Origin of the sequence: Achromobacter aloeverae, from assembly GCF_004121055.1 — a bacterium.
Taxonomy (GTDB): Bacteria; Pseudomonadota; Gammaproteobacteria; order Burkholderiales; family Burkholderiaceae_B; genus Bordetella_C; species Bordetella_C aloeverae.
The window spans coordinates 198,943-223,897 of the sequence record NZ_PYAL01000004.1; the positions used below are offsets into that span (position 1 = coordinate 198,943).

The 24,955-nt window shown below is 68.5% G+C and carries 18 protein-coding genes and 1 pseudogene; 13 read left to right on the forward strand and 6 right to left on the reverse strand.

What is annotated here, in order from left to right; genetic code table 11:
- The first annotated feature begins 125 nt into the window (after nucleotides 1-125).
- A complete protein-coding gene (locus C7R54_RS14905) occupies nucleotides 126-1,097 on the forward strand; it encodes a LysR family transcriptional regulator (RefSeq protein WP_192903666.1) in 972 nt (323 codons plus the stop codon).
- Nucleotides 1,098-1,170: 73 nt separating this feature from the next.
- Here C7R54_RS14905 and C7R54_RS29430 read toward each other — a convergent pair.
- Nucleotides 1,171-1,809 (reverse strand): annotated as a pseudogene (locus C7R54_RS29430) (putative nucleotide-diphospho-sugar transferase); the annotation flags it as partial.
- 268 nt (nucleotides 1,810-2,077) lie between these two features.
- Between C7R54_RS29430 and C7R54_RS14915 the strand changes: the two are divergent.
- From C7R54_RS14915 to C7R54_RS14935, 5 genes are all read left to right on the forward strand, one after another.
- Entirely contained in the window at nucleotides 2,078-3,313 is a 1,236-nt protein-coding gene (locus tag C7R54_RS14915; RefSeq protein WP_129151237.1) for a multidrug effflux MFS transporter, read from the forward strand.
- A gap of 346 nt (nucleotides 3,314-3,659) precedes the next feature.
- Entirely contained in the window at nucleotides 3,660-4,703 is a 1,044-nt protein-coding gene (locus C7R54_RS14920; RefSeq protein WP_129151238.1) for an ABC transporter substrate-binding protein, read from the forward strand.
- Nucleotides 4,690-5,712: an ABC transporter permease gene (locus tag C7R54_RS14925; RefSeq protein WP_129151239.1), complete on the forward strand. Its 1,023-nt coding sequence runs from the start codon at nucleotides 4,690-4,692 to the stop codon at nucleotides 5,710-5,712. The genes C7R54_RS14920 and C7R54_RS14925 overlap by 14 nt, the downstream gene beginning before the upstream one ends.
- The gene (locus tag C7R54_RS14930; RefSeq protein ID WP_240039534.1) at nucleotides 5,706-6,659 is read left to right on the forward strand and encodes an ABC transporter ATP-binding protein; all 954 of its coding nucleotides are present in this window, start codon (nucleotides 5,706-5,708) and stop codon (nucleotides 6,657-6,659) included. Before C7R54_RS14925 ends, C7R54_RS14930 begins: the two co-directional genes overlap by 7 nt.
- A gap of 131 nt (nucleotides 6,660-6,790) precedes the next feature.
- On the forward strand, nucleotides 6,791-7,903 hold the full coding sequence (locus tag C7R54_RS14935) for a c-type cytochrome (protein WP_240039535.1): 1,113 nt from the start codon (nucleotides 6,791-6,793) through the stop codon (nucleotides 7,901-7,903).
- Between the two features lie 85 nt (nucleotides 7,904-7,988).
- On the opposite strand, the gene C7R54_RS14940 is transcribed toward C7R54_RS14935, so the two are convergent.
- Both C7R54_RS14940 and C7R54_RS14945 read right to left on the reverse strand, forming a co-directional pair.
- Entirely contained in the window at nucleotides 7,989-9,038 is a 1,050-nt protein-coding gene (locus tag C7R54_RS14940; protein ID WP_129151240.1) for an NADP(H)-dependent aldo-keto reductase, read from the reverse strand.
- A 232-nt stretch (nucleotides 9,039-9,270) separates the two neighbouring features.
- Nucleotides 9,271-9,999: an IclR family transcriptional regulator gene (locus tag C7R54_RS14945; protein WP_129151241.1), complete on the reverse strand. Its 729-nt coding sequence runs from the start codon at nucleotides 9,997-9,999 to the stop codon at nucleotides 9,271-9,273.
- A 266-nt stretch (nucleotides 10,000-10,265) separates the two neighbouring features.
- On the opposite strand from C7R54_RS14945, the gene C7R54_RS14950 reads away from it, so the two are divergent.
- The 6 genes from C7R54_RS14950 to C7R54_RS14975 all read left to right on the forward strand — a co-directional run bounded on the left by C7R54_RS14950 (nucleotide 10,266) and on the right by C7R54_RS14975 (nucleotide 17,810).
- Complete coding sequence (locus C7R54_RS14950) at nucleotides 10,266-11,246, forward strand: Bug family tripartite tricarboxylate transporter substrate binding protein (protein WP_129151242.1); 981 nt, start codon at nucleotides 10,266-10,268, stop codon at nucleotides 11,244-11,246.
- A gap of 78 nt (nucleotides 11,247-11,324) precedes the next feature.
- Nucleotides 11,325-12,524, forward strand: a complete 1,200-nt coding sequence (locus C7R54_RS14955) for a CaiB/BaiF CoA transferase family protein (protein ID WP_129151243.1) — start codon at nucleotides 11,325-11,327, stop codon at nucleotides 12,522-12,524.
- Nucleotides 12,521-13,372 carry a citryl-CoA lyase gene (locus C7R54_RS14960; RefSeq protein WP_129151244.1) on the forward strand — a complete coding sequence of 284 codons (852 nt, stop codon included), beginning with the start codon at nucleotides 12,521-12,523 and terminating at the stop codon, nucleotides 13,370-13,372. The genes C7R54_RS14955 and C7R54_RS14960 overlap by 4 nt, the downstream gene beginning before the upstream one ends.
- Nucleotides 13,373-13,480: 108 nt before the next feature.
- The gene (locus C7R54_RS14965; protein ID WP_129151245.1) at nucleotides 13,481-14,893 is read left to right on the forward strand and encodes a cytochrome c; all 1,413 of its coding nucleotides are present in this window, start codon (nucleotides 13,481-13,483) and stop codon (nucleotides 14,891-14,893) included.
- Nucleotides 14,890-15,450, forward strand: coding sequence for a (2Fe-2S)-binding protein (locus C7R54_RS14970; RefSeq protein WP_129151246.1), 561 nt, complete (start codon nucleotides 14,890-14,892; stop codon nucleotides 15,448-15,450). The genes C7R54_RS14965 and C7R54_RS14970 overlap by 4 nt, the downstream gene beginning before the upstream one ends.
- Nucleotides 15,447-17,810: a xanthine dehydrogenase family protein molybdopterin-binding subunit gene (locus C7R54_RS14975; protein WP_129151247.1), complete on the forward strand. Its 2,364-nt coding sequence runs from the start codon at nucleotides 15,447-15,449 to the stop codon at nucleotides 17,808-17,810. Before C7R54_RS14970 ends, C7R54_RS14975 begins: the two co-directional genes overlap by 4 nt.
- A 67-nt stretch (nucleotides 17,811-17,877) precedes the next feature.
- Here C7R54_RS14975 and C7R54_RS14980 read toward each other — a convergent pair whose 3' ends face one another.
- Nucleotides 17,878-18,879: a Bug family tripartite tricarboxylate transporter substrate binding protein gene (locus C7R54_RS14980; protein ID WP_129151248.1), complete on the reverse strand. Its 1,002-nt coding sequence runs from the start codon at nucleotides 18,877-18,879 to the stop codon at nucleotides 17,878-17,880.
- Between the two features lie 275 nt (nucleotides 18,880-19,154).
- Here C7R54_RS14980 and C7R54_RS14985 point away from each other — a divergent pair, with 275 nt between their 5' ends.
- Nucleotides 19,155-20,060, forward strand: coding sequence for a LysR substrate-binding domain-containing protein (locus C7R54_RS14985; RefSeq protein WP_129151249.1), 906 nt, complete (start codon nucleotides 19,155-19,157; stop codon nucleotides 20,058-20,060).
- On the opposite strand, the gene C7R54_RS14990 is transcribed toward C7R54_RS14985, so the two are convergent.
- Both C7R54_RS14990 and C7R54_RS14995 read right to left on the reverse strand, forming a co-directional pair.
- Nucleotides 20,039-21,481 carry a M16 family metallopeptidase gene (locus C7R54_RS14990; RefSeq protein WP_192903667.1) on the reverse strand — a complete coding sequence of 481 codons (1,443 nt, stop codon included), beginning with the start codon at nucleotides 21,479-21,481 and terminating at the stop codon, nucleotides 20,039-20,041. The two genes, C7R54_RS14985 and C7R54_RS14990, sit on opposite strands and share 22 nt — an antisense overlap.
- A gap of 400 nt (nucleotides 21,482-21,881) precedes the next feature.
- Nucleotides 21,882-24,650 carry a M16 family metallopeptidase gene (locus tag C7R54_RS14995; RefSeq protein WP_129151251.1) on the reverse strand — a complete coding sequence of 923 codons (2,769 nt, stop codon included), beginning with the start codon at nucleotides 24,648-24,650 and terminating at the stop codon, nucleotides 21,882-21,884.
- Nucleotides 24,651-24,955 lie beyond the last annotated feature (305 nt).

Consider the following 24,955-nt stretch of genomic DNA (forward strand, 5'->3'; position numbering starts at 1 on the left):
GATGCTCTCCTGTCTACCGGGCCGGGGCGCCGGGGAGGAGAAGATCCTAAGGTTGCTTTGTCATAACATCAAATCATTTATGTGAAACATATAATGCCTTTTTTGATATGGATTACGGGGCAGTCGTGGAACTGGATACCCTGCGCAAGGTCAACCTCAACCTCTTGACCGTTTTCGAACTGCTGATGGAGACACGCAGCGCCACCGAGACCGCGGCGCGCCTGCACACCACGCAGCCGGGCATCAGCCGCAAGCTGGCCGAACTGCGGCGACTGTTCGCCGATCCCCTGTTCGTGCTGGTCAAGCGCCAGCTGGTGCCGACGCCGCGCGCGGTCGAGATCCGGCCGACGGTGCGCGAGGCGTTGGCGGCCATAGGCGGGTTGATGGAGGACGGCGGGGCGTTCGATCCCCTGAAATCCACGCGCACCTTCCGCATCGCCGCGCGCCACACGCTCGAATGGATGCTGGCGCCCGGCCTGCGCAGCCACTGCGATATCCACGCGCCGATGGTGCGCTTCAGCTTCGTCAACATGCAGGGCGTGGCGCTGCCGGAGAAGCAGCTGGAGGACCATTCCGTCGATATCGCGCTGGGCCGCTTCGAGGAGGTGGGGCCGCGTTTTCGCAGCCAGGGATTGTTCGACGACGATCGCGTGTGCCTGATGCGGCATGGGCATCCCGCCAGCCGGCGCCGGCTCACGCCGGCGGTCTTCAGCGCGCTGCGCTTCGTGACGACCACCGACATGTACGGCAAGGACAACGAGGTCGATACCTGGCTGCGGCAGGCCGGCTACCAGCGCGCTTTCGATCTCTACGTATCAAGCATGAGCCACGTGCCGCTGATCCTGCTGCAGACCGACCTGGCGGTGACCATGCCGCGCAAGCTGGCGAACTACATCGCCCGTTTTCACCCGCTGCATGTCAAGGACCTGGGTTTTCACCTGCCCAAGTCGCACTACAACATGGTGTGGCATGCGCGCTGGGACGACGTGCCATCGCATCGCTGGATGCGGCAGGCTGTGGCGGGCCTGATCGGTGTTTCGGCGCCGGACCGAACAGTACCCGCTCTATCGCCATCGCGCGTTCGCGGCGCCGCCTGACCGCCTTGCCCGGGCGGCCGAACAGGCGCTTGCGCTGCCTGGCTTCGCGGCTGGCCTGCAGATGTTCGATATGCACCGCCGCGCAGGGTTCGTTGTTTGTCTTGTCGAAGATCCAGCAGAAGGCGACCGGCAGGCGCGTCAGCCGATAGCGGGGGTGCGCGCGCGCAGCGTCCTGCGCGACCAGGCGTTCGAGGACGACCTGGTCCCATGCCTGTGGGTCTGCCGCGCACGCCCCCGCCCAGGCATCCAGAAGCGCGGCGGCGGCCGGGGTATCGTTGATCAGCAGGGTGCCGCTGAGCAGATGTCCTTCGGGTTCGTAGTACGCGGCGATATCGCAGTCCAGGGTATGCAGTTCCGGCCAGGGGTTGCGGTGAAAGACCGCGTCGACATCGACATAGAGCAAGGGGCCCCGATGCTTGCGGCGTAGGTCGGCGAGTATGCCGGGCTTCATGGCGGCGTTGCGCACCCACGAGCCGGTGGACTCGATCGCCACGATATCGGTGGGCAGGCCCAGGAGTTCGGCCGAGCGCAGGAAGCGATCTTTTTCCGCTTCGTAGACGCTGTCCCTGGTGTAGAAGGCGGCGATCAGGCCCATGGGCTGGGAGGCGGCGGCGGACCGGCGCCGCAGTTCGGCCGGGTCCGGGAAATCCACCACGACCCGCTTGTGTTCCGGTGTCCAAGCGGACAGTTTGCGCCGCAGGCGATGCAACATGAAAACCCCCTACACGTCCATGCCGGACGCCGTGCCTAGACTTGCCTTCGATTCGCGGCAATTCTAGGCTCGGCCATGTCGAATTTGCGTGCATGAAGCCGTGAATTCACATAGGTTTCCCCGTTGAAAGCAGAGATTTCAATGATGGGGGGATTGTGGATGCGGGCCGGTTCCCGGAGGACGGGCCAGGGAGCCGCCTACGCTAAACTTGTAATGGCATGCCTCCGCCACAAGCGGCCGCATCCTCTTTCTCTCGCCTACCTCGTCGATGAACCTCCGACCCCGCTTCCGCATCTCCCCCCATTCCTTCTATTTCATTCTCTTCTGCGGCGCCCTCGCCGCGCTCGCGTCCCTGTCGATAGACGTGGGCCTGCCCGCCTTCGGCGCGGTCGCGCGCGACATGAATACCGACGCCGCCAGGGTGGCCCTGAGCCTGAGCATTTTCTTCGTCGGCTTCGCCGCGGCGCCCCTGGTCTACGGGCCGCTGTCCGACCGCCTGGGCCGCCGGCCGGTGCTGCTGGCAGGCCTGGTGATCTATACGCTGGGCGGCGCGGGCTGCACCTTCTCCAGCACGATAGACACCTTTCTCGCATGGCGCCTGTTGCAAGGGGCGGGAGCGGGCGCCGGCGCGGTGCTGTCCATGAGCCTGGTGCGCGATCATTTCGAAGGCGTGAAGGTGCGCACGCTGTTGTCGAACATCGCCATCATCCGCGTCATCGCGCCCATGGTGGCGCCGTCGGTCGGCGCCTTCCTGCTGGAAGTGGCGCATTGGCGCGCCATCTACGCGATGATGATGATAGGCGGGGTGCTGGTGCTGGGCATCGTCTGGCTGGGACTGGAAGAGTCGGCCCCGCGCCTGCGTGCGGGAGCCGGCCAGCGGCCGGCGTCGGTGTCCGTGCTGGGCGCCTACGCGGCCTTGCTGCGCAAGCCCGTTTGCGTTGCCTACATGCTGATTTGCGGCCTGGGCTTCGGCAGCCATTTCGCCTACGTGACGGGATCCTCGCTGGTGCTGATGGAGGCGCTGGGCGTGCCGCCGCAGGCCTTCGGCCTGCTGTTCGGCGCGGCGGCCGCATGCATCATGCTGGCGTCCTACCTGAGCGGGAGACTGGCGGGCTATGTGCCGGGCGATCGACTGATAAAGATAGGCCTGGGCGTCGCGCTGGTGTCGGCGCTGGTCATGCTGGCGCTGACGCTGACGCACTGGGTGCGCGCCTGGAACCTGGCGCCGCTCTTCATGGTGAACGCCTTCTGCTATGGCTTGATCACGCCCAGCACCCAGCAGGGCGCATTGCAGCCGCTGGGCAATATCGCCGGCTCCGCGGCGGCGGTGATGAACGCGCTGATGATGGGCATAGGGGCGTTTTCCAGCTGGCTGGTGAGCGACTTCTTCGCGCGCGTCGGCGTGTTGGCCGTGACGGGCTGCATGGCGGTCTTTTGCGCGCTGGCCCTGCTGGTCTTCGTGCTCATGACCAGGCTGCGCGCGCCGGCGCCGGCGGGAACCTGACGCGTACCGCGTGCGCCCGGCGCGGCCGGGACGCCGTTGCATGAAGGGCCCTAAGTGGGTACGAAACATGGGTACGAAACATGGGTACGACACATGGGCACGACACATGGGCACGAAACACGGCCACGAAGCGCCGCTACGAAAAGCCGCTACGAATACGTAGCGGCTTTTTTTGTATCGGCGCGGCCCGGCGCAAGACAAGCCCTCACGCCGCGCGACATCCTCCCGCGCGGAATTTCCTTATCCCACTTTGTTTATCCCGGCTTTGTATTTTGTCCTCGTCCTGGGCGCGCGGATACTGCCGGGACAAGCCGCGCGTCGGCATATGAACAGGAAAGAGGACATCATGACGTATCGGTATGCATCCGCCGGCGGGCAGGTCGGCCTGTCTCGCTCCGGGCTGTCGCGGCGCGCATTGTTGCGCGCGGCGGGCATGATGGGCGCCGTCGCGCCCCTGGGCATGCTGGGGTCGCGTGTGCTGGCCGCCGATGCCGCGCCGCGCGCCCTGCGTATCGCCTGGAGCCAGACCGCGGTGTGCCAGTCGCCCGTTTCGGTGGCCCTGGAGCGCGGCTTCTTCGAACAATACGGACTGAAGATAGAACGCATCAATTTCAGCGGCAGCACCGACCAGCTGCTGGAAGCCATCGCCACCGGCCATGCGGACGGCGGCATCGGCATGGCCTTGCGCTGGCTCAAGCCGCTGGAGCAGGGCTTCGACGTCAAGCTGGCCGTGGGCACGCATGGCGGCTGCATGCGGCTGCTCACGCCGGCGGATTCGCCCATCCAGGGCATCCAGGACCTCAAGGGCCGGCGCGTCGCGGTGTCGGACCAGGCCAGCCCGGTCAAGAACTACTTCGCCATCCGCGCGGCCCAGCTTGGCATCGATCCGGACAGCGTGGAATGGAAGCAGTATCCGCAGGACCTGTTCGCCGAGGTGCTGCGCAAGGGCGAGGTCGACGCCATCGCGGGCGACGATCCGCAGCTGTTCGTATACCGGGAGGACAACCACCTGCGCCAGGTGGCCACCAACCTGGACGGCGCCTACGCCGACCGGACGTGCTGCGTGCTGGGCCTGCGCGGCGACCTGGTGCGCAAGGACCCGGAGACGGCATCGGCCGCGGCGCGCGCGGTCATCGCGGCGCAGAAATGGACGGCGGCCAATCCCGACGAGACGGCTCGCATTTTCGCGCCCTACATTCCGCAGAAGGTGCCGGCGGAGCGCGTGGCCGCCATCCTGCGCACGCATACGCACGGCCATGCGTCCACCGGCGCAGCGCTGCGCGCGGAGATCGTCGGTTACGCCGAGGACCTGAAGGGCATCAAGGTGCTCAGTCCCAGCCTGGATGTGCAGAAGTACGCCAAAGTGGTGGTGCCCGATGTCATCGGCTGACACCACCCTGGGCGCTGCCGCCGCGTCCGCGCTGCCCCGGCGTCCGGCGCGCCTGTGGCTGACCGGCTGGGCGGCCGGCCTGCTGTGGGCCGCGGTGGGCGTGTTGACCCTGTCGTGGCCCAACCAGGAGGTCGGCTTCAAGGAATGGGGCTATACGCGGGAATTCGGCCTGGCCGCGTTGGCGGGCGCCGCGGCGCTGGCCCTGGCCGCATCGAGCGGCGTGGCGCATCGCTCGTGGCCGCTTGCCCGCAAGCTGCATCGCGCCGGGCCCTGGCTGGTGCTGCTGGCCGTGCTGGTGGGCATCTGGGAGACGGTCACGGCCAAGCTGGCCTTGCTGCCCAGCCCCTTCTTCGCGCCGCCGCAGTCCTTGATCGAAATCTATATCGGCGACTGGAAGCGTCTGCTGGACAGCCTGCTCAATTCCCTGTGGTTGCTGGCCAATGGCTACGTGCTGGGCGCCATCAGCGGCTTCATCACCGGCGTGGCGATAGGGTGGTCGCGCGGGCTGGGCTACTGGGTCCATCCCTTGCTCCGTTTCCTCGGTCCCGTGCCATCGACGGCCTTGCTGCCCATGGCTTTCTTCTTTTTCCCGTCGAGTTGGGCAGCGGCGGTGTTCCTGATCGCGCTGGCGACCTGGTTTCCCGTCACCGTGCTGACGTGGTCGGGCGTGGCCGGCGTCAATCGCGCTTTCTATGACGTGGCGCGCACGCTGGGCGCGGACGCGCGCTTCCTGATCTTCCGCGTGGCCATTCCCGCCGCCTTGCCGCACGTGTTCGTGGGCCTGTTCATGGGCCTGGGCGCATCGTTCTCGGTGCTGGTGGCGGCCGAGATGATGGGCGTGAAGTCGGGCCTGGGGTTCTACCTTTCGTGGGCCCAGGGCTGGGCGTCCTACGCCAACATGTACGGCGCGCTGATCGTCATGGCCTTGACGTTCTCGGGCTTGATCACGCTGTTGTTCGCGGTGCGCGACCGTTTGCTGGCCTGGCAGAAGGGAGTGGTGAAATGGTAGCGGAGACGACAGCATCCAGGGCGCGTCCCGACCTGGCCGATGCCAAGGCCCTGGCCGCCCGGCGGTTCCTGACCGCCGTGCAGGCGAGCAGCGTGGCGGAAAGCGCCGATCCGGCATCGGGCACGATCGCGGAGGCCGGCCATGGCGCCCCTGCCGGCGGCGCCACGCGGGGCAAGGACGATACCCGGGTCGGCGGCGCGCGCCTGGCCGTGCGCGGCGTGAGCCATGCGTTCGACCTCGATGGCGCCGCGCTGCCGGTGCTGGACGATATCGACCTGGACATCGAGCCTGGCGAGTTCGTGGCGCTGCTGGGACCCAGCGGCTGCGGCAAGAGCACCTTGTTGCGGCTGGTGGCGGGCCTGGAGACGCCCAGCCAGGGCGTGATCGAGGCCGATGGCGCGGCTGTCACGCGGCCGGATCCAAGCCGCATCCTGGTGTTCCAGGACCCCACGCTCTATCCCTGGCGGACGGTGCGCGAGAACGTGGCGCTGGGATTGCAGGCACGGGGCCTGTTGGCGCGGCAGGGTGCGCGCATCGATGACGCCTTGCAGCGCGTGGGCCTGGCGCGGTTCGGGTCGGCCTATCCGCACCAGCTGTCGGGCGGCATGGCGCAGCGCGCGGCGTTGGCGCGCGCGCTGGTGAACGACCCCCGCATTCTCATTCTCGACGAGCCGCTGGGCAAGCTGGATTCGCTGACGCGCCTGGCGATGCAATCCGAGCTGGTGGAGCTGTGGGAGCGTTCCGGGGTGACCGCGCTGCTGGTGACGCACGATGTCGAGGAGGCCTTGTTCCTGGCCACGCGCATCGTGGTCTTGAGCGACAGGCCGGCGCGGATCAAGGACGAACTGGTCAACGACCTGCCTTACCCGCGTCATCGCGGAGACCCGCGTATCGCCGATCTGCGGCGGCGCGCCCTGTCGCTGCTGGGGCTGGATGCGACATGGTAGGCGAGGGGCCGGCGTCCGCGCAGCGGGATGCGGCGCAGCGGGGGGCAGGGCAAGGGCGGCCGCTGCCGGTATCGTCCGCGGGACGGTTCCTGTATCGGGGGGCCATGCCGATATGGGCAGGGCGTCGGCCTTTGTATCGATGGGCCTTCCCGGTATCGGCGTTGTTGCTGTTGGTGCTGCTGTTTGTCCTTGCCAACGCGCTGGCGGCCTGGCTGGACCTTCCGCTGCCCCGCCTGACCAGCCTGCAGCCGCCCTGGCCTTTTGCCTGGCGTTATGACACCGACCTGCCGGTCAGCCCCTACGTCTGGCGCAAGCTGGCGCTGGCGGCGGCCATGACCGCCACCGCCGCCACGGCTGCGTTGGCAGCGGTCTGGGGCTTGCGGCGGCGCCGCTGGCGCTGGGCCGCGCTGGTCGCCGCAACGCTGCTGTTCGCCAACACGCCATGGCCGCGCCCGGCGCTGTACCTGGCGCCGGCGGTGCCAACATCCTTCGATCGATCCCCGCTGCCGTTCACGCCCGCCAGCCTGTTGCAGGGCGCGGCCGCCTACCAGGCCCGCTGCGCCGCCTGCCACGGCGCGGCGGCCGATGGCCGGGGCCCGTTGGCCGCCACGCTACCAACCTGGCCCAGTGCGCTGGGACAGCCCTTGTTCCAGAACCGGCTGGAAGGCGAGATCTACTGGCGCATCCGTCATCATGCCGACGCCGCCGGCATGGATGCCGAAACCGCGTGGCGCGTGATCGACTACCTGCGTGCGGTGGCCTATGGGGAAAGCGGCGGCGCCGGCATGCCGGCCGTCCCCGCGCCCGGGTTGGCATTGACCTGTCGCGGACGCGGACGCATGCCGCTGTCGGCCTTGCGCGGGCAGCCCGTGCGCATCGTGGCGCATGGGCCCGCCACCGCGCAGGACGAACGCGACGATCCGCGCGTGGTCACGGTGGTCCTGACGCGCGGTGCGGCCATCGACGCGGAATGCACGAGCGACGATGCCGATGCGTGGGTAGCCTATGCCTTGCTGGCGGGCGCCACGGGCGACACCTTGGCGGGCGCGCAGTTCCTCGTCGACCGGCAGGGTTGGCTGCGGGCCCGCCATGCCGGTGGTGATGCGCCGGCATGGACCAGCGGCGACGACGTCTGCGGCCCCAGCGGCCGCCTGCACGTCGCCGTGGCCGCGCAGGGCCTGGCCCAGATCCTCAAGGCGATGGACGCCAGTCCTATCGCCATCGATCGCGCCCGGCGCGGGTAGCGGCGTGGTCGCGCCGAGCCACGTGCTGCCAGCCCTTGCACTGCTCGCAGCGTGCGACCCTCGTGCTTAGGCCGTCGTCCTTTTATTACGGCGCGGGGTTCGGCCAGCGCGTGTGGATGGCGTCGACAGCCTTCAGCAGGTCGGCATCGAAGGCCACGTCCACGCTTTCGATGTTTTCCTTCAATTGGTCGAGATTGGTGGCGCCGATCAGGTTGCTGGTGGTGAAGGGACGCGTGTTGATGAACGCCAGGGCCAGCTGGGTCGGCGTCAGGCCGCGTTCGCGGGCCAGCTTGCAGTATTCGACGGTGGCGGCTTCCGCTTGCGGATTGCTGTAGCGCGTGAAACGCGTGAACAGCGCCAGGCGCGAGCCTTCGGGACGGGCGCCGTCGAGGTACTTGCCGGTCAGCATGCCCATGGCCAGCGGCGAATACGCCAGCAAGCCAACGCCTTCGTGATGGCTGAATTCCGACAGGCCGTTCTCGTACTGGCGGTTCAGCAGGCTGTAGGGGTTCTGGATGGAGACGATGCGCGGCAGGTTGCCTTGTTCCGCGTGCTTCAGGAACTGCGCCACGCCCCATGGCGTTTCGTTGGACACGCCGACGTGGCGGACCTTGCCCTGCTTGACGAAGTCCTGCAGCACGTCCAGCGTCTCCGCGATGGGCACGGTGTGGTCATCCTTTACCCACGGATAATAGGGCACGCCGAAGGTGTTGGTGCTGCGGTCGGGCCAGTGCAACTGGTAAAGGTCCAGGTAGTCCGTTTGCAGGCGCTTGAGGCTGGCGTCCAGCGCGGCGGTGAGATTCTTGCGGTCGAAGAAGGTCTTGCCGTCGCGGATGTGGCTGGGGCGCTTGGGGTCGCGCGCCGGACCGGCGCATTTGCTGGCGAGGACGATGTCCTTGCGGCGGCCGCCGCGGGCCAGCCAGGTGCCGATGTAGCTTTCGGTGCGGCCCTGGGTTTCGGCCTTGGGAGGGACCGGGTACATTTCGGCGGTGTCGACCAGGTTCACGCCGTGCGCGAGCGCATAGTCGAGCTGTTCGTGCGCTTCGGCCTCGGAGTTCTGCTGGCCCCACGTCATGGTGCCCAGGCCGATCAGGCTGACGTTCAAGTCGGTATCGCCGAGTTTGCGGTATTTCAAGGAGGTGCTCCCGATAGGTGGGCCGCGGACCGCGCGGCGAGCGCGCGCCCGCGACAAGGAGGTCGACGCCGCGCGTCGGAGGAGGCGCAGCGCCGCATAGGCGCCGATCTTACTCCCCGTATCCGCGTGTTCGCCATCATGCCCTGCCGCCCGCCAGGTTTTAAGCACCGCGCAAGTTCGGCGTGCGAGGCAGGCGCCCGGCGGAAGACGGCGACGAGGAAGACGGCAACGATTACGCCGGAGGCGGATAGGTCCCGCCCAGCGCCTCCGTCAATGCGCGCGCGGCTTGCTTGACCGGCGCCTGATACGCCGCGTCGAAGCGTTCGGCGGGCATGGTCAGGGTGATGGATCCGACGAACTCGCCATCGGCGCCGAAGACCGGCGCCGCGATGCCGGCCAGTTCGGGCAGGCGGTCTCCCACCAGCACCACCACTTGCTCGCGGCGTATGCGCGCGTGGATCTCGTCCGTTCCTCCGCCATAGGCAGTGAGAATGCGGCCGCCCGCGCCGCGATCCAGGGGCAGCAGGTCGCCGGCGCGCGTGTGATCGCGGACCGGCCGTGGCGAGTCGACCCGGTGCAGGCACAGGCGCTGGTCGCCCTGGCGTACGTGCAGGGCGGCGCTTTCCTGCGTTGCCGCGACCAGCGCGCGCAAGGCGGGCATCACCACCCGCGCCAGCGAGAACGACGATGCATAGACCTGGTGCAGGCGCGCGATGCCGGGTCCCAGCACATAGCGGCCGTCCGTCTGCCGCCGCACCAGGTGCGCGTGCTCCAGCGAGGCCATCAGGCGTAGCACGGTGCTCTTGTGCAACCGCGTGTGTTCGGCCAGTTCGCTCAGGTCCGGCTGCGGCAGCGAGGCCGAGAATGCATTCAGCAGGGACAGTGCGCGGTCGACGGCGGCGACGCCGCCGGCGGCGGCGTTCTCGTCGGCGAGGGACGGGACGGCGGATTTTCTGGGCATGGGTGCACTCCACGGCGCGGCCCGCCGGACTTTCGGTCCTGGGCGCTGGCAAACGGTAAACGTTCGGCTCGGGCATGGCTTGACAGCAGCCGTCGGCGCCCTTCATCATAGATAGAACAAGATTCTATCTTATGAAATCAGTCGCGACAATCCGCCATGCCATCCGCCCAAGGCAATTAGCGTAGGCGGTTGACGAACACAAGGCTGAGGCGGGTATCCACCACCGCATCCTCATCTCGATCCATCCCGATCACCCAGGAGACAACATGAATCATCAACGCCGCGTTCTGCTCGCCGGCATGGCCGCCGCCGGCTTCACCCTGCCGGGCCTGGCACGCGCCGACGCGAAATATCCTTCCGGCCCCATCACCCTGATCGTGCCCTTCCCGCCGGGCGGCGGCACCGACGCCGCGTCGCGGCTGATCGCGCAGTTCATGGGCCAGTCCACCGGTTGGAACATCGTGGTGGAGAACCGCTCGGGCGCCGGCGGCAATATCGGCCTGGGCCTGCTGTCGCGCGCCAAGCCCGACGGCTTGACGATAGGCATGGGGCAGACGTCCAACCTGGCCATCAATCCGTCGCTGTATCCCAAGATGCCCTATGACTCGCTCAAGGACTTCGTGCCCATCGTGCTGGTGGCCGGCCAGCCCGTGGTGCTGGTAGTGAGCGCCAACAGCCAGTACAAGTCGCTGGCCGACGTGGTCAAGGCGGCCAAGGCCAAGCCGGAAGCCATCACCATGGCGTCGGCCGGCATCGGCACCGTCGGCCACCTGGCCGGCGCCATGTTCATGCAGGCAGCGGGCGTCAAATTCCTGCACGTGCCGCATCCCGGCGCGTCCACGGCCGTGTCCAACATGATCGGCGGCCAGGTGGATATCTATTTCGCCACGCCCGCCACCGTGCTGCCGCTGATCGCCAGCGGCAAGCTGCGCGCCCTGGCGGTCACGTCCAAGGATCGCCTGAACGCCTTGCCCGACACGCCCGCCATCGCCGAACAAGGCTATGCCGATTTCGACGCCCGCGACTGGAAGGGCCTGGTGGCGCCGACCGGCACGCCGGCCGAAGTGGTGCGGCAGATCAACACGGTGGTCAACGAGGCCCTGAAAAAGCCGCTGACCATCGAGCGTTTCGCCGCGGAAGGCAGCACGCCCATCGGCGGCACGCCGGAAGACTTCGCCACTTTCCTGAAGTCCGAGTACAAGCGCTGGGGCGACACCGTGCGCGCGTCGGGCGCCAAGATGGAATAAACCACGATGCGGGACGCCGCGGCCGGCCGGAAGCCGGTCCGCGACGCGCACCCGCACGGACTTCAAGAGGAATCATTCATGTCCAAGCCCTTGCAAGGCATCCGCGTACTCGACCTGACCAACGTGTTGGCGGGCCCATTTTGCTGCCATCAACTGGCGCACATGGGCGCCGACGTGATCAAGGTGGAAACCCCGGGGACCGGCGACCTCGCGCGCCAGCTGGGCGCCGACGCCGACCTGAACCGCGGCCTGATGGGCGTTTCCTTCCTGGCGCAGAACGCCGGCAAGCGTTCGATCACCGTGAACCTCAAGCACGCGCGCGGCAAGGAAGTATTCCTGCGCCTCGTGGCCCAGGCCGACGTGGTTGTGGAGAATTTCCGCCCCGGCGTGATGGACCGCCTGGGCGTGGGGTTCGAGGTGCTGCGCCAGCACCAGCCGCGTCTCGTGTATTGCGCCATTTCCGGCTTCGGCCAGCAGGGGCCGTTGCGCGACTATCCGGCCTATGACCAGATCGTGCAAGGCATGTCGGGCGTGATGAGCATCACCGGCGCGCCGGAGACGGCGCCTTATCGCGTCGGCTATCCCATCGCCGACACCATCGGCGGCATGACCGCCGCGTTCGCGGTGGCGGCGGCGCTGGCCGAGCGCGAGCGCGACAGCGCGCGCTTCATCGACGTTTCCATGCTGGAGGCCACCATGGCGACCATGGGCTGGGCCGTATCGAACTACCTGGTGGCGGGCCGCACGCCGACGCCCATGGGCAACGATAACGTGACCGCCAGTCCGTCCGGCACCTTCCGCACCGGCGATGGCCTGCTCAATATCGCCGCCAACAAGCAGGAACAGTTCGAGGCCCTGTGCCGCGTCGTCGGACGCGAGGACTTGATCGCGCATCCGGACTACGCCGAACGCCAGGCGCGCCTGCGCCATCGCGAGGCCCTGAAGACCGAACTGGAAGGTGCCCTGGCGGCGCGGCCCGCGCTGCAATGGTGGCCCTTGCTGACCCAGGCTGGCGTGCCGACCGGGCCTGTCTACAGCGTCGAGCAGGCCCTGGCGCACCCGCAGGTCGCCGAACGCGGCATGGTGGCCACGTTTCCGGACGTGCCGGGCGTGGGGCGGGACGTGCGCGTGGTGCGCACGGGATTCAAGCTGGATGGCGCGGCGCCGGCAGTCGACACGCCGCCGCCCCGCTTGGGACAACACAACGAAGAACTGCTGCGCGAACTGGGCTATGACGCCGAGCAGATCCGCGGCCTGAAAGAGGAGCGAGCAATATGACCAGCAACGAAGCCGGCGGCGCCGGACAGGTGGACGACGGCCTGGCCAGCCGCCAGTGGTGGCATACGGCCATCACCGATATGAAGCCGGGCGTGATCCGCTACCACGGCTATGCGATCCAGGACCTCATCGGCAATATTGGCTTCGCCCAGATGGCGTGGCTGATGTTGCGGGGCGAACTGCCTTCCGAGCGGCAGGGCAGGCTGCTGGAGGCGGCGCTGATGGCCGCGGTCGACCACGGTCCGCAAGCGCCCAGCATCGCCATCGCGCGCATGGCGGCGACGTGCGGCGTGGGACTGAACAATGCCATGGCCTCGGCTGTCAACGTGCTGGGCGACGTGCACGGCGGCGCGGGCGAGCAGGCGGTCGGGCTGTACCAGGACGTGGCCGCGCGCATGGACGCGGGCGCCAGCCAGGACGATGCGGTGCGCGCCGGGCTGGATGCTTTCATCGACCTGCACGGCAAGTTCATTTCGGGTTTCGGCCACCGCTTCCATCACCTGGACCCGCGCGCGCCGCGCCTGTTGCAACTGGTGGACGAGGCCGCCGCGGCCGGCGCCGTGTCCGGCCGCTACGCGACCATCGCGCGTGGCATCGAAGCCGAGCTGGCGGCGCGCAAGGGCAAGGCCATTCCGATGAACATCGATGGCGCCACCGCGGTGATCTATGCCGAGCTGGGATTTCCCGCCCCGCTGGCGCGCGGGCTGTTCTGCCTATCGCGCTCGGTCGGCATTCTTGCCCATGCCTGGGAGCAAACCAACCAGGGCGGCCGTAACAAGGGGCCCATACCTCGCCAGTACATTCCGGTTTACGATGGACATCCGCCCAGGGACGTGCCGAAAGGCTGATCTCGATTTTGAAGAGATGTAAGCGGGCGTAGCGGGCGGGGCTCGCTTTAAATCGGCTGTCAGCCTCGCGTCGTACAGTCTGGCCAGTTCATGGTTCGGAGGGGCTCGATGCGCGGCAAGACGATCGCGGCAACATTGGCCGGCGTGGTGGCGCTGGGCCTCGCCGCGCTGGCAGTGGCAACGTGGCAGGCCGGGATCGCGGAAATCGCGCCGCCCGCTCCCACGTCCTTCAGCCGCAACGCCGTGGATCGCGGCGTGCGCGTGGCGGCGGCGGGCGATTGCATCTCCTGTCACACCGCGCGCGGCGGTCCGGCCTATGCCGGCGGCACGCCGCTGCGTACGCCGTTCGGCACCCTCTACAGCAGCAACATCACGCCGGACCCCGACAGCGGCATCGGCCGCTGGTCCCTGACGGCCTTCGACCGCGCGCTGCGGACCGGCGTCTCCCGCGACGGGCACCTGCTTTACCCGGCTTTCCCTTATCCTCACTTCACGCACCTGTCCGACCAGGACGTGCAGGACCTGTACGCGTATCTGATGACACGCACGCCGGTGGCGACCCGGCCGCCGGACAATGCCTTGTCCTTTCCTTATTCGTTCCGGCCGCTGCTGGCGATATGGAACCTGCTGTATCTACCTGACGGTCCCTTGCCGCCGGACGAGAGCCGCGGCGAGGCGTGGGTGCGCGGCCGCTATCTGGTGGAAGGCGCGGGGCATTGCGCGGCCTGTCATACCCCGTTGAATGCACTGGGCGCGCCGGCGGCCGATCGGGCCTACGCCGGCGCGATCGTCGACGGCTGGGAAGCGCCCGCGCTGACAGCGCTGGCGCACGCGCCCCGGCCTTGGACGGTCGACCAGCTGGCCGCGTACCTGCGTACCGGCCTGGCCAGCGAGCACGGGGCGGCGGCGGGGCCCATGCGGGACGTGACGCGGCAACTGGCCTTGCTGCCCGAGGCGGATGTGAAGGCCATGGCGGTCTACCTGCTGGACTTGCCGGGCGCGCGGCGGGAGACGGTGCGGCAACCGACGCAACCACCGACGCAACCACCGACGCAACAACCGCTGCAACAACCGCCGCAACAACCGCCGCAGCCACCAACCCCGCCGACCGCGTCCCGTCAGGCGCTCACGCCCGCCCCCGACGCGCGGCTGCCGACCCCTGGCGCGACGCTATATGCGTCCACTTGCGCATCCTGTCACGATGAGGGGGCACCGATGATGCGCATCGGCGGCCGCCCCGCGCTGGCGCTGAGCCACGCGGCCACCGCCGACGATCCCCGCAATGCCATCAACCTGGTGCTGCACGGCATTGCGCAGGAAGGCAGCGCCGCCACCCCCTATATGCCGGCCTTCGGCGCCGTGCTGGACGACGCGCAGGTGGCCCAGGTGCTGGACTACATGCGCGTGCAGGTCGCGCGCCGTCCTGCCTGGCCCAACCTGCAGGGCGCGGTTGCCGCCGTGCGCAAGGAAACGGCCGCCGCGGCGCCGCTGGCGCAAGCGAAGGAGACCCGCAAGCCATGATCACATTGACCGTCAACGGCAAGGCGCACGCGCTGGATGTCGATCCCGCTACCCCCTTGCTCTACGTCTTGCGCAACCAGCTGCAACTCAACGGCGCCAAGTATGGCTGCGGACTGGGCCAGTGCGGCGCCTGCACCGTCATCGTCGGCGACGTCCCGATGTTCTCGTGCCAGGTGCCACTGGCCGCGGTCGGCGCTCGCGCCGTGCGCACGGTCGAGAGCCTGGGCACGCCGGACCGGCCGGGACCGCTGCAGCAATCGTTCATCGATCACCAGGCCGCCCAATGCGGCTATTGCATCGCGGGCATGATCATGCGCGCCCAGGCGCTGCTGGAGCGCAATCCGTCGCCCACCCGCGACGAGGTAATCGCGCACATGGAGCCCAACCTCTGCCGCTGCGGGACCCACATGCGCATCGTCGCGGCCATCGTGGACGCGGCCACCGGGCTGCGGGCGGACGCCGGCGGCACGCGGCATCTTTCTTCCCTGCGGCCGGCCCAGTTGGTCGAGCAGACGCCAACGGCAGCCGTCCCGCAACCGTCGGGAGCGCGGCAATGACGCGGGCCCGGATACCCACGCCGGGCAGCGCGCGGACAGGCGCGGACAGGCGGATCGAGCGCGGCGCGCAGGCCACGGTCACGACCGGCTCCGGCGCGCCGGTCGACACGGGCCGCCGGCGCCTGCTGGCGGCCGGCTCCATCACGGTCGGATTTTCCTTGCTGCCGGCCGTCGCGATGGCGCAGCGCGCCGCGGCAGGCGAGGCCGCGTCCGCCGCGGCGGCGCCCGGCGCCACGGCGCCGCCCGTGCCGGCCAGGCTGCCGGGCAGCCTTAACAGCACCCCGATGCTGGACGCCTGGATACGCCTGGAATCCACGGGGCGCGTCACCGTTTGCACGGGCAAGGCCGAGTTGGGCACGGGCGTGCGCACGGCATTCATCCAGATCGCCGCCGAGCAGCTGGATGTGGCGCCCGCGGCCATTACGCTGATCACGGCGGACACGGCGCGCACGCCCAACGAAGGCTACACCGCGGGCAGCCATTCGCTGGCCGACAGCGGCACCGCCATCCTCAACGCGGCGGCGCAGGCGCACGGTCTTTTGCTGGACGCGGCCGCGGTCCAGTTGGGCGTGGCGCGCGATACCTTGCATACCGAGGGCGGCCAGGTATTGGCCGCCGACGGCCGGCGGCTGGCGTATGGCGCGGTCGTGGCGGGCGTCGACCTGCATCGCACCGCGGCGCCGGTATCGCCATTGAAGGACCCGCGCCAGTTCCAGGTGATCGGCCTGCCCTTGCCGCGGGTGGACATTCCCGGCAAGGTCGCCGGCGGCGCCAGCTATGTACAGGACATGCGCCTGCCGGGCATGCTGCACGCGCGCGTCGTGCGGCAGCCGTCCTATGGCGCGCGCCTGGTGGCGCTGGACGATACGGCCGTGCGGGCCTTGCCCGGGGTGGTGCAAGTGGTGCGCGACGGCAGCTACCTGGCCGTGGTGGCGCACGATGAATGGCAGGCGATCGTGGCGATGCGCGCCCTGGCGGCCGCCGCGCGCTGGGAGGAAAGCGCCAGCCTGCCGGACGCCGCCAGCATCCACGCGTATCTCATGCGCCTGCCGGCGCGCGAGATCATGGTGGCGGACACGCGCGCGGGCGCGGCGCCCACCGGCCGCAGGCTGGCGGCGCGCTATACCAAGCCCTACCTGACGCACGGGTCTATCGGCCCCTCCTGCGCGCTGGCGCAATTCGTCGACGGGCAACTGACGGTCTGGACCCATACGCAGGGCGTGTTCCCGCTGCGCGCGGGACTGGCGGAGATGCTGGGCTTGCCGACGGAGCGCGTCCGCTGCATCCATGTGGAGGGTTCGGGTTGCTACGGCCACAACGGCGCCGACGACGTCGCCGCGGACGCGGCGTTGATCGCGCGCGCGGTGCCGGGGCAGCCGGTGCGGGTGCAATGGATGCGCGAACAGGAACACACCTGGGAGCCGTCCGGCCCCGCCATGGTCACCGACGTGGCCGCGACGCTGGACGCCGACGGCCGCATCGTCGACTGGGAATACCAGGTCTGGAGCAATTCCCACAACCAGCGCATCGACAACGCCGGCCGCCTGATGCCCACATGGGCGCTCGCGCGACCTTTCACCCCCGCGCCGCCCAAGCCCATTCCGATGCCGGAGGGCGGCGGCGACCGCAACAGCATTCCGCTGTACGACCTGCCCAGGATGCAGGTGCGCCACCATTTCCTGCCCGACATGCCCTTGCGCGTTTCCGCGATGCGTTCGCTGGGCGCGTACATGAATATTTTCACCATCGAAAGCTTCATGGACGAGTTGGCGCAGGCGGCCGGCGCCGACCCGGTGCAGTTTCGCCTGCGTCACCTGAAGGACCCGCGCGCTCGCGCGGTGGTGGAGCTGGCCGCCCGGCAATTCGGCTGGCCCGGACCGGGATCGCGGGCGCCGGGGCATGGCGTGGGTTTCGCCTTCGCCCAGTACAAGAACCTGATGGCCTATATGGCACTGGCGGTGGAGCTGGACGTGCAGCGCGAAACCGGCGCGGTGCGGGTGCATCGCGTGGTCGCGGCGGTGGATTGCGGGCAGGTCGTCAATCCCGATGGCGTGCGCAACCAGGTCGAGGGCGGCATCCTCCAGTCCTTCAGTTGGACGCTGCATGAACAGCTGCGTTTCGACCGGCGGCGCGTCGACAGCTACGATTGGAGCACCTATCCCATCCTGCGCTTTTCCGGCGTGCCGGCGCGAATGGACGTGCATCTCATCGACCAGCCGGGCCTGCCTTTCCTGGGCGCGGGCGAGGCCTCCCAGGGTCCGGCGTCGGCGGCGCTGGCCAACGCGCTGGCCGACGGCCTGGGCCGCCGCCTGCGCGATACGCCCCTGGGCGGCGCGCGCCTGCGCGAAGGAGCGACCTGATCGGGCGACCCGAGCGGGCGACCGAAGCGGGCGACCTGATCGCCGCGGCGTGCCGGCCCGGCGGGCTTCAATCCACGCGCAGGTTGCGCGCCTTGATGATGTCGCCATAGCGCGCCCGCTCGCGCGCCGCGATGTCGGCCAGTTCCGCGGGCGTCGAGCCGTGGGCGACGGCGCCCTGGGCCTCCAGCTTCTGCTTCACGTCGGCGGCGCTGGCCACCTGGCGGATGGCGGCGGACAGTTTGTCCAGCACCGGCTGCGGCGTGCCGGCTGGCGCCAGCACCGCGGTCCACGAACCGGTTTGCGCATTGTGCACGCCGGCCTCGTCGATGGTGGGCACGTCGGGCATGGCCGGCGAGCGGGTGGGGCCGGTGACGGCCAGGGCGCGCAGCTTGCCCGCCTGCACGTAGGTGACGGTTTCCAGGATGGACGCGAACAGCATGTCCACGCGTCCCGCCATCAGGTCCGTCATCGCCGGACCGCCGCCCTTGTAGGGCACGTGCGTCAGCTGGGTGCCGGTGGCCTGCTGGAAGATTTCGCCCGCCAGGTGCGGCGCGCCGCCGGTGCCCGAGCTGGCGAAGGTATGCTTGCCCGGCTCCTTGCGCGCCAGCTCGACCAGTTCCTGCACGTTGCGGGCGGGCAGTTGCGGCGAGACCACCAGGGCGAAGGGCAGGTCCGAGAACATCGACACGGGCGCGAAGGCGGTGGCCGGGTCGCTGTGCAGCTTGTACAGCCATGGGTTGACCGCCAGCATGCCGGAATTGGCGAACAACAGGGTGTAGCCGTCGTTGGCGGCGCGCGCCACCGTGTCGGCGGCGATCTGGCCGCCTGCGCCGGGGCGGTTGTCGACCACTACCGACGCGCCGCCCAGTTGCGGGCCCAGCGCCGCGGCCAGCAGGCGCGCCGAGATGTCCGTGCCGCCGCCGGGGGAAAAGGGCACCAGCAGGTTGATGGGGCGCGCCGGGTAAGTGTCGGCCGCCACGGCGGCCAGCGGCCGCAGGCTCGCCGCCAGCACCGGGGCGGTCAGGGCGGCGCCCAGCAGGCGCCTGCGCGCCGTATCGATAGTCTCCATGGTCTCGCACCTTCTTTGAATAATAGATAGTCATTTATTGACAGGGCGGACGCCTGCTGTCGCGCTTCCTCCGTCCGCCCGGCCGCCTTGCACAGGCATGGCCGCGCCGCCTTCCCGTCTCCCGGCCCGGGCGCGAGCGGCCATCCCGCCAGCGCGTTCGAGATCGTTCCCCGGCGCCCTGGCGCGGCCAGTATAGGAACGATTCGACCAGCGCATCCCATCCAGTTATAAATAGCAAAGATCAATACAAGGATTGAATCGATAGGGGGCAGTTGATGGAGCTTAGGCAACTGGAGTGCTTCGTGGCGGTGGCCGAGGAGCTGCATTTCGGCCGGGCCGCCGCGCGCCTGCGCATGACCCAGCCGCCCCTGAGCCGGCAGGTCCAGATGCTGGAGCGCAGCCTGGGCGTAAGCCTGTTCGAACGCAGCAGCCGCGTGGTCGCGCTGACGGCCGCCGGGCGCAGCTTCCTGCGCGACGCCCGCCACTTGCTGGAGTTCTCGGCGCGCGCCGCCATGCAGGCGCAGCGCACCGCCACCGGCGCCGCCGGCCATGTCACCCTGGGCTTCACCGCGGTGGCGGCCTATCGCCTGATGCCGGCCATCGTCACCCAGGCGCGCCGTGAATTGCCGGACGTGGATATCCAATTGCGGGAAATGGTCTCGATCGACCTGGGCCGGCATCTGGTGGCCGGCGAGCTGGACGTGGTGCTTGCGCGCCATTTGCCCCGGCCGGAAGGCCTGGGCCACCGCTTGCTGGAGCGCGAACCGCTGGTGCTGGCGGCGCCGCGCGGCTGGCCGCTGGCACGGCTCAAGAGCGTGCCCTTGCAGGCGCTGAACGGCCAGCCTTTCATTGCCTATTCGCCTAACGAGGGCAAGTACTTCCATGAGCGCATCAACGCCGCCCTGGCGCAAGCCGGCGTAAGGCCCGATGTCGTGCAGCACGCCAGCCAGACGCATACCCTGCTGGCCCTGGTCCGCGCCGGGCTCGGCATGGGCATCGTGCCGGCGTCGGCGCGCGAACTGCGGCTCGATGGCCTGCATTTCACCGCGCTGGCGGACTGCGCGCTGCGCGCCGACATGTACCTGGCGTGGCGCACGCCGCAAGACAATCCGGCGGTGCGGGCGCTGCTGGATTGCGTGGCCCGCATGCCGGCGGCGAGTCAGTCGACGTCCGTGTCGTAGCGCTTGAGCTCGGGGCCCAGGTCGATCGGGGCCGTGGCGGGCTGGCGCTCGGGTTCGGCGGTGGGTATGTAGCTGCCCTGGTTGCGGTTGGCCCGCAGCAGATATCGCTCCGCCGCGCGCTGCACGTCGATCAGCGTGGCGTCGCGCACGCGGTCGCGTTCCAGGAAGACCAGGCGCCAGTCGCCGCTCACGCTGGCCTTGGACAATGCGTCGGCCAACGCCAGCGGATCGGCCTGCGCGCGGGTCCAGCCGTCCAGCCAGCGGCGGCGCGCCTGGTCGAGCTCGGCCTGGGTGTAGGGATGCAGCCTGACCGACTCCACGGTGCGGTTCAGGATGCGCTGCGCGTTGTCGTTGTCCACGGCGGGCTTGAGGGCGGCGATGAACTCGATCAAGCCATAGTCGCGCCATCCCAGCGCGGTGCTGCTGATCGTGCCGGCCAGTCCCGGCGTGACCAGTTCGCCCCGCAGGCGATGGGCGCCGCCCGTGGCGAGCATGTCGGCCGCCAGCAGCAGCAGGGTGTGGTCGCGGCTGTGAGGGGCGGGCACATGGTACATGGCGGCCGCCAGGGGATAGCCGCCCCTGCGGCGCAGCGTGATGGCATGGTTGCCGTCGCGCAAGGACTCGACGTCGTAGTCGGCCGGCATGTTCCGGCTGGGGCGCGGCACCTTGCCCAGCGTTTCGACGATGGCCGACAGCGTGGCGGCTGCGTCGAACTTGCCGGTGATGGTCAGCACGGCGTTATCGGGCTGGTAGTACTCGCGATAGTAGGCCCGCAGAAGATCGATGCGGACGTTGGCGAAATCGGCGCGCGTACCCATGGGATCGTTGCCGTAGCGGTGCCAATGGAACACGGCGCTGCGCATCTTTTGCCGCAGTACGCGTTCGGGCGCGTTTTCGCCGGCCTCGACTTCATCGAGGATCTTCGGCAGCACGCCATCCACGTCGGCGCGCGTCACGCCGGTATGGACCATGGCGTCGGCATGCCAGCCCAGGTACCAGGCCAGTGTCGCGGGGGCGGCGAGGAAGGTGGCGGCATAGTGGGTGCGTTCCGCCGAGGTGCTGGCCTTGACGTTCATGTCGCGGCGCTGGAACGAGGCGGAGATGTCGGGATGGGTGGGCGTGCCCCTGAGTACCAGGTGCTCCAGCAGATGCGACAGGCCGCGCTGGCCGTCATGTTCGTTGCGCGATCCTACCCTGTAGGTCAGGTCGACGGCCGTGGTCGTCTGCGTATCGTCGGGCGCCAGGAGCACGCGCAGGCCGTTGTCCAGGCGATATTCGGTGATGCCTTCTGCCGAGCGGGTCCTGGCGCAGCCGTCCGGCGCGTTGGCCGGGATGGCCTGCGCGCCCAGTGACCAGAAGACGAGCAGGGCGGGGAGGCGGCGGGACAGGGCGGAAAAACGGGGCGCAAGATTGGACGCCATAAGGAAAACTTCCCACGAGTGAGGTGTGGACACTGAGGTGTGGACGCCCGGGATGTGCACGACCGAGGTGTGTACGAATGCGGTATGCACGAATGCGGTATGCACGAATGCGGTATGCACGGGACGTTGCCCATCAGTGGTCGGATCTACCATGAGCGTTCCCGGTCCGTCGCGCTTTTCAGGGCCTTCCGCTTTTCAGGACATTCAGTAGGACTTTTTCCAGGGCTTTTTTCGAAAGGGCGCCTTCGAAAGGGCGCCTTCGAAAAGGCTTCTTCGAAGGCGATAGGCACAAGGCCCCGGACCACTTGCGCGGTCCGGGGCCTTGGTACGGTTGTGCGGGACTGGTGGGCGGGCCTGGAGCCAGGCCTGGCCGCCCCTGGGGCGGCTTTCCTGTGCGTCGCTACTTGTCCGTCTTCTCGACCTTGTGCTTTTCGAAGTCCCCCGCATAGACGGTAGTGAAGGCGGCGGGATCGAAATACTTGCGCATGACGTCGTTCACCTGGTCCAGCGACAGGTTGGCGATCTTGCGGTCCAGGTCGGCGACCCACGTGAAGTCGCGGCCGCGGCGCAGGTAGCGGATCCAGGCGTCGGCCACCACGCCGTCCTGCGAGTAGGCCAGGCGGAAGTAGTTGTGCAGGGAGTTGACGCCGTCCTTCAGTTCCTGCGCGGTGAACCCTTCCTTGAGCACGCGGCTGGTCTCGTCGTACAGGGCCTGTTGCAGGCGATCGCGGTTCTGGGGCGCGTAGATGGCGTGCATGGACCAGCTGCCTTGCGGCTCGAACGAGGAGATATCGAGGCTGCTGCCGACATCGTAGGACAGGCCGTCCTTTTCACGGATGCGGTCCCACAGGCGCGAGGAACCGGACGAGCCCAGCAGGTAGTTCGCCAGGTAGAGGGCCGCGTAGTCCGGCGAGATGTCCTGCACCTTCAGCGGCAGGTAGGCGGCGAAGAAGGCGTTGGCCTTGTCCGGCGTCTCGATGGTGTAGTCCTTGGCCGGCACCGTGTGGAAGGGCATCGGAATGCGCGTATAGGGCGCGCCGCGCTGCCAGCCTGCCAGGCCCTTCTTCAGCGCCGCCTGTACGGCGTCGACGTCGAAGTCGCCGACCGCGGAGAAGGCGATGGTGCCCGTGCCATAGAACTTCTTGTGGAAACGCACCAGCATGTCGCGCGTCAGCCCATTGACGGAAGCCAGCGACTCCTCGAAGGTCGGCACGTAGCGGATGTCATCCTTGGGCCACGGATTGTCGTGACGCGCCAGCGTGCGCGACGCGAGGGCCGGCGGCTCGGTCATGGCGTTCTGGATGGCCGTGATGACCTGGGTCTTGTACTCCTCGACCTGGTCCTTGGGGAAGTTGGCGCCGCGAACCACGTCCAGCGCCAGGGCTATCGCCGCCGGCAGGTTATCGCGCGTGGTGGAGATGACGATGGACAGGTTGGTGCCGGAACCGCTGAAGTGGACGTCGGCCTTGAGCTGGTCGAAGCGGTCGTCGATGGCCTGGCGGCTGAGCTTGTCGGTGCCGCGCGTGAGCAGGTCGGCGACCGCGTCGGCCACGGTGCGCTGACCGCGCAGGGTTTTCTCGTTGCCGAACTGCAGCAGCAGCTTGGCGTGCACACGGTGGCCGCGCGTGGGCTTGGACAGCAGCGCCAGGTCGACCTTGCCGTTGGGCAGGTCCAGGGTGCGGCGCAGCGTCTGCTTGTTGATGTTGGCGGGCGAGGCGTCGAAGGCGGCCGCCTGCGCATAGGTGGGGTCGCCCTTGTAGTCCTTGAGGGCGTCGGCCAGGTCGACGCGGGTGTTGGCCGGCGCCCGTTCGGGCGCGGGCGTGGGGATATAGCGGCCCTCGACGCGGTTGCTGCGCACGAAGTACTGCTCGGCCACGCGCTGCACGTCGGCGAGCTTGGCGGCGCGCACGCGGTCGCGCTCCAGGAAGAACAGGCGCCAGTCGCCGGAGGCGATGGCCTCGGACAGGGCGACGCCGATTCTTTCCGGGTCGGCGTAGGTGCGGTCCCAATCGATCAGCCAGCGGCTGCGGGCACGATCGAGCTCTTCTTGCGTGAAGGGCTTCTTCTTGATCGACTCGATGGTGTCGGTCAGCGCCTTGAGGGCGACGTCCTGGTTCATCTTGGGTTCGAGCTGGGCGCCGAACATGGCGATGCCGGGGTCCAGCTGGTCCATGGTGAAGCCGAACGCGCTGGCGGCCAGCTTGCGCGTCACCAGCTCACGGTACAGGCGGCCCGAGGGTTCGGACGACAGGATGGTGCTGGCCAGGTCCAGCGGCGCGAAATCCGGGCTGCCGGCTGCGGGGATGTGATAAAGCGCGGCCACCAGGGGCGTGCCGCCGACGCGGCGCAGCGTGACCGAGCGTTCGCCGTCCTGCACCGGTTCGACGGTGTATTCGCGGCGCAGCTTGCGGGTGGGCTTGGGCAGCTTGCCCAGCGTATCGCTGATGGCTTGCAGGGTACTGTCGGGATCGAACTTGCCGGCCACGATCAGTACGGCGTTATCGGGCTGGTAGTACTGGTGGTAGAAGGCGCGCAGCTGGTCGATGTCGACGTTTTCCACGTCCGAGCGGGCGCCTATGGTCACCTTGCCGTAGCTATGCCACTGGTAGGCGACGCCTTGCATCTTCTGCAGCAGGATATTGAAGGGCGAGTTCTCGCCGCGTTCCATCTCGTTACGCACCACCGGCATCTCGGTGTCCAGGTCGGCGCGGGCGATCAGGGAGTTGACCATGGCATCGGCCTGCCAGCCCAGGTACCACTTGAGGGTGTCGGGGTTGGCGGCGAAGCTGGCGAAGAAGTTGGTGCGGTCCGTCGATGTGCTGCCGTTGGCCTGCAGGCCGCGGCGGTTGAATTCGCCCAGGGCGTTGCGGGTGGTGGGGGTGCCCTTGAACAGCATGTGTTCGAGCAGGTGCGCCATCCCGGTTTCGCCGTAGTTTTCCATGCGCGATCCCACCAGATAGGTCATGTTGACCGTGGTAGTGGGCTTGGAGTCGTCCGGCGCGAGCAGGACGCGCAGGCCATTGCTCAGGCGGAACTCCGAGATCCCCTCGACCGAGCTGGTTTCGGTGATGCCGTCCGGCACGGTCGCTGCGCCGGCCTGGAAGGCGATGAACGAGGAGAAAAGCAGGGCTTTCAGCTGGCGCGACAGCGAGGGAAGTGAGAGGCGCATGAATCTCGTAATCCTGCGGAGTGGACGAAGTTGTTGGAGTGTATACGTGAGGTGAAGTTCAGCAGGCGAATCCTGTAACAGATTTTTCCGTTGAGAAAAGGGATTTGTACCGGTTCCTGGCCTGGGCATGTCGGGATGGGGCCCCCTTCGCACCCAAATTGCACCGGAACATGCCGGTTTCCCCTGGTAAAAGCGGGCGTGGCGGCGGCTGCGGGACATTGCCGGCGGCGCCGGCGCCGGCGCTGCCCAGGCCGGCGGGAGAGGGCGGTTCGCTTGGCTCCGGTGGCCGCCAGGAGTAACCTGCG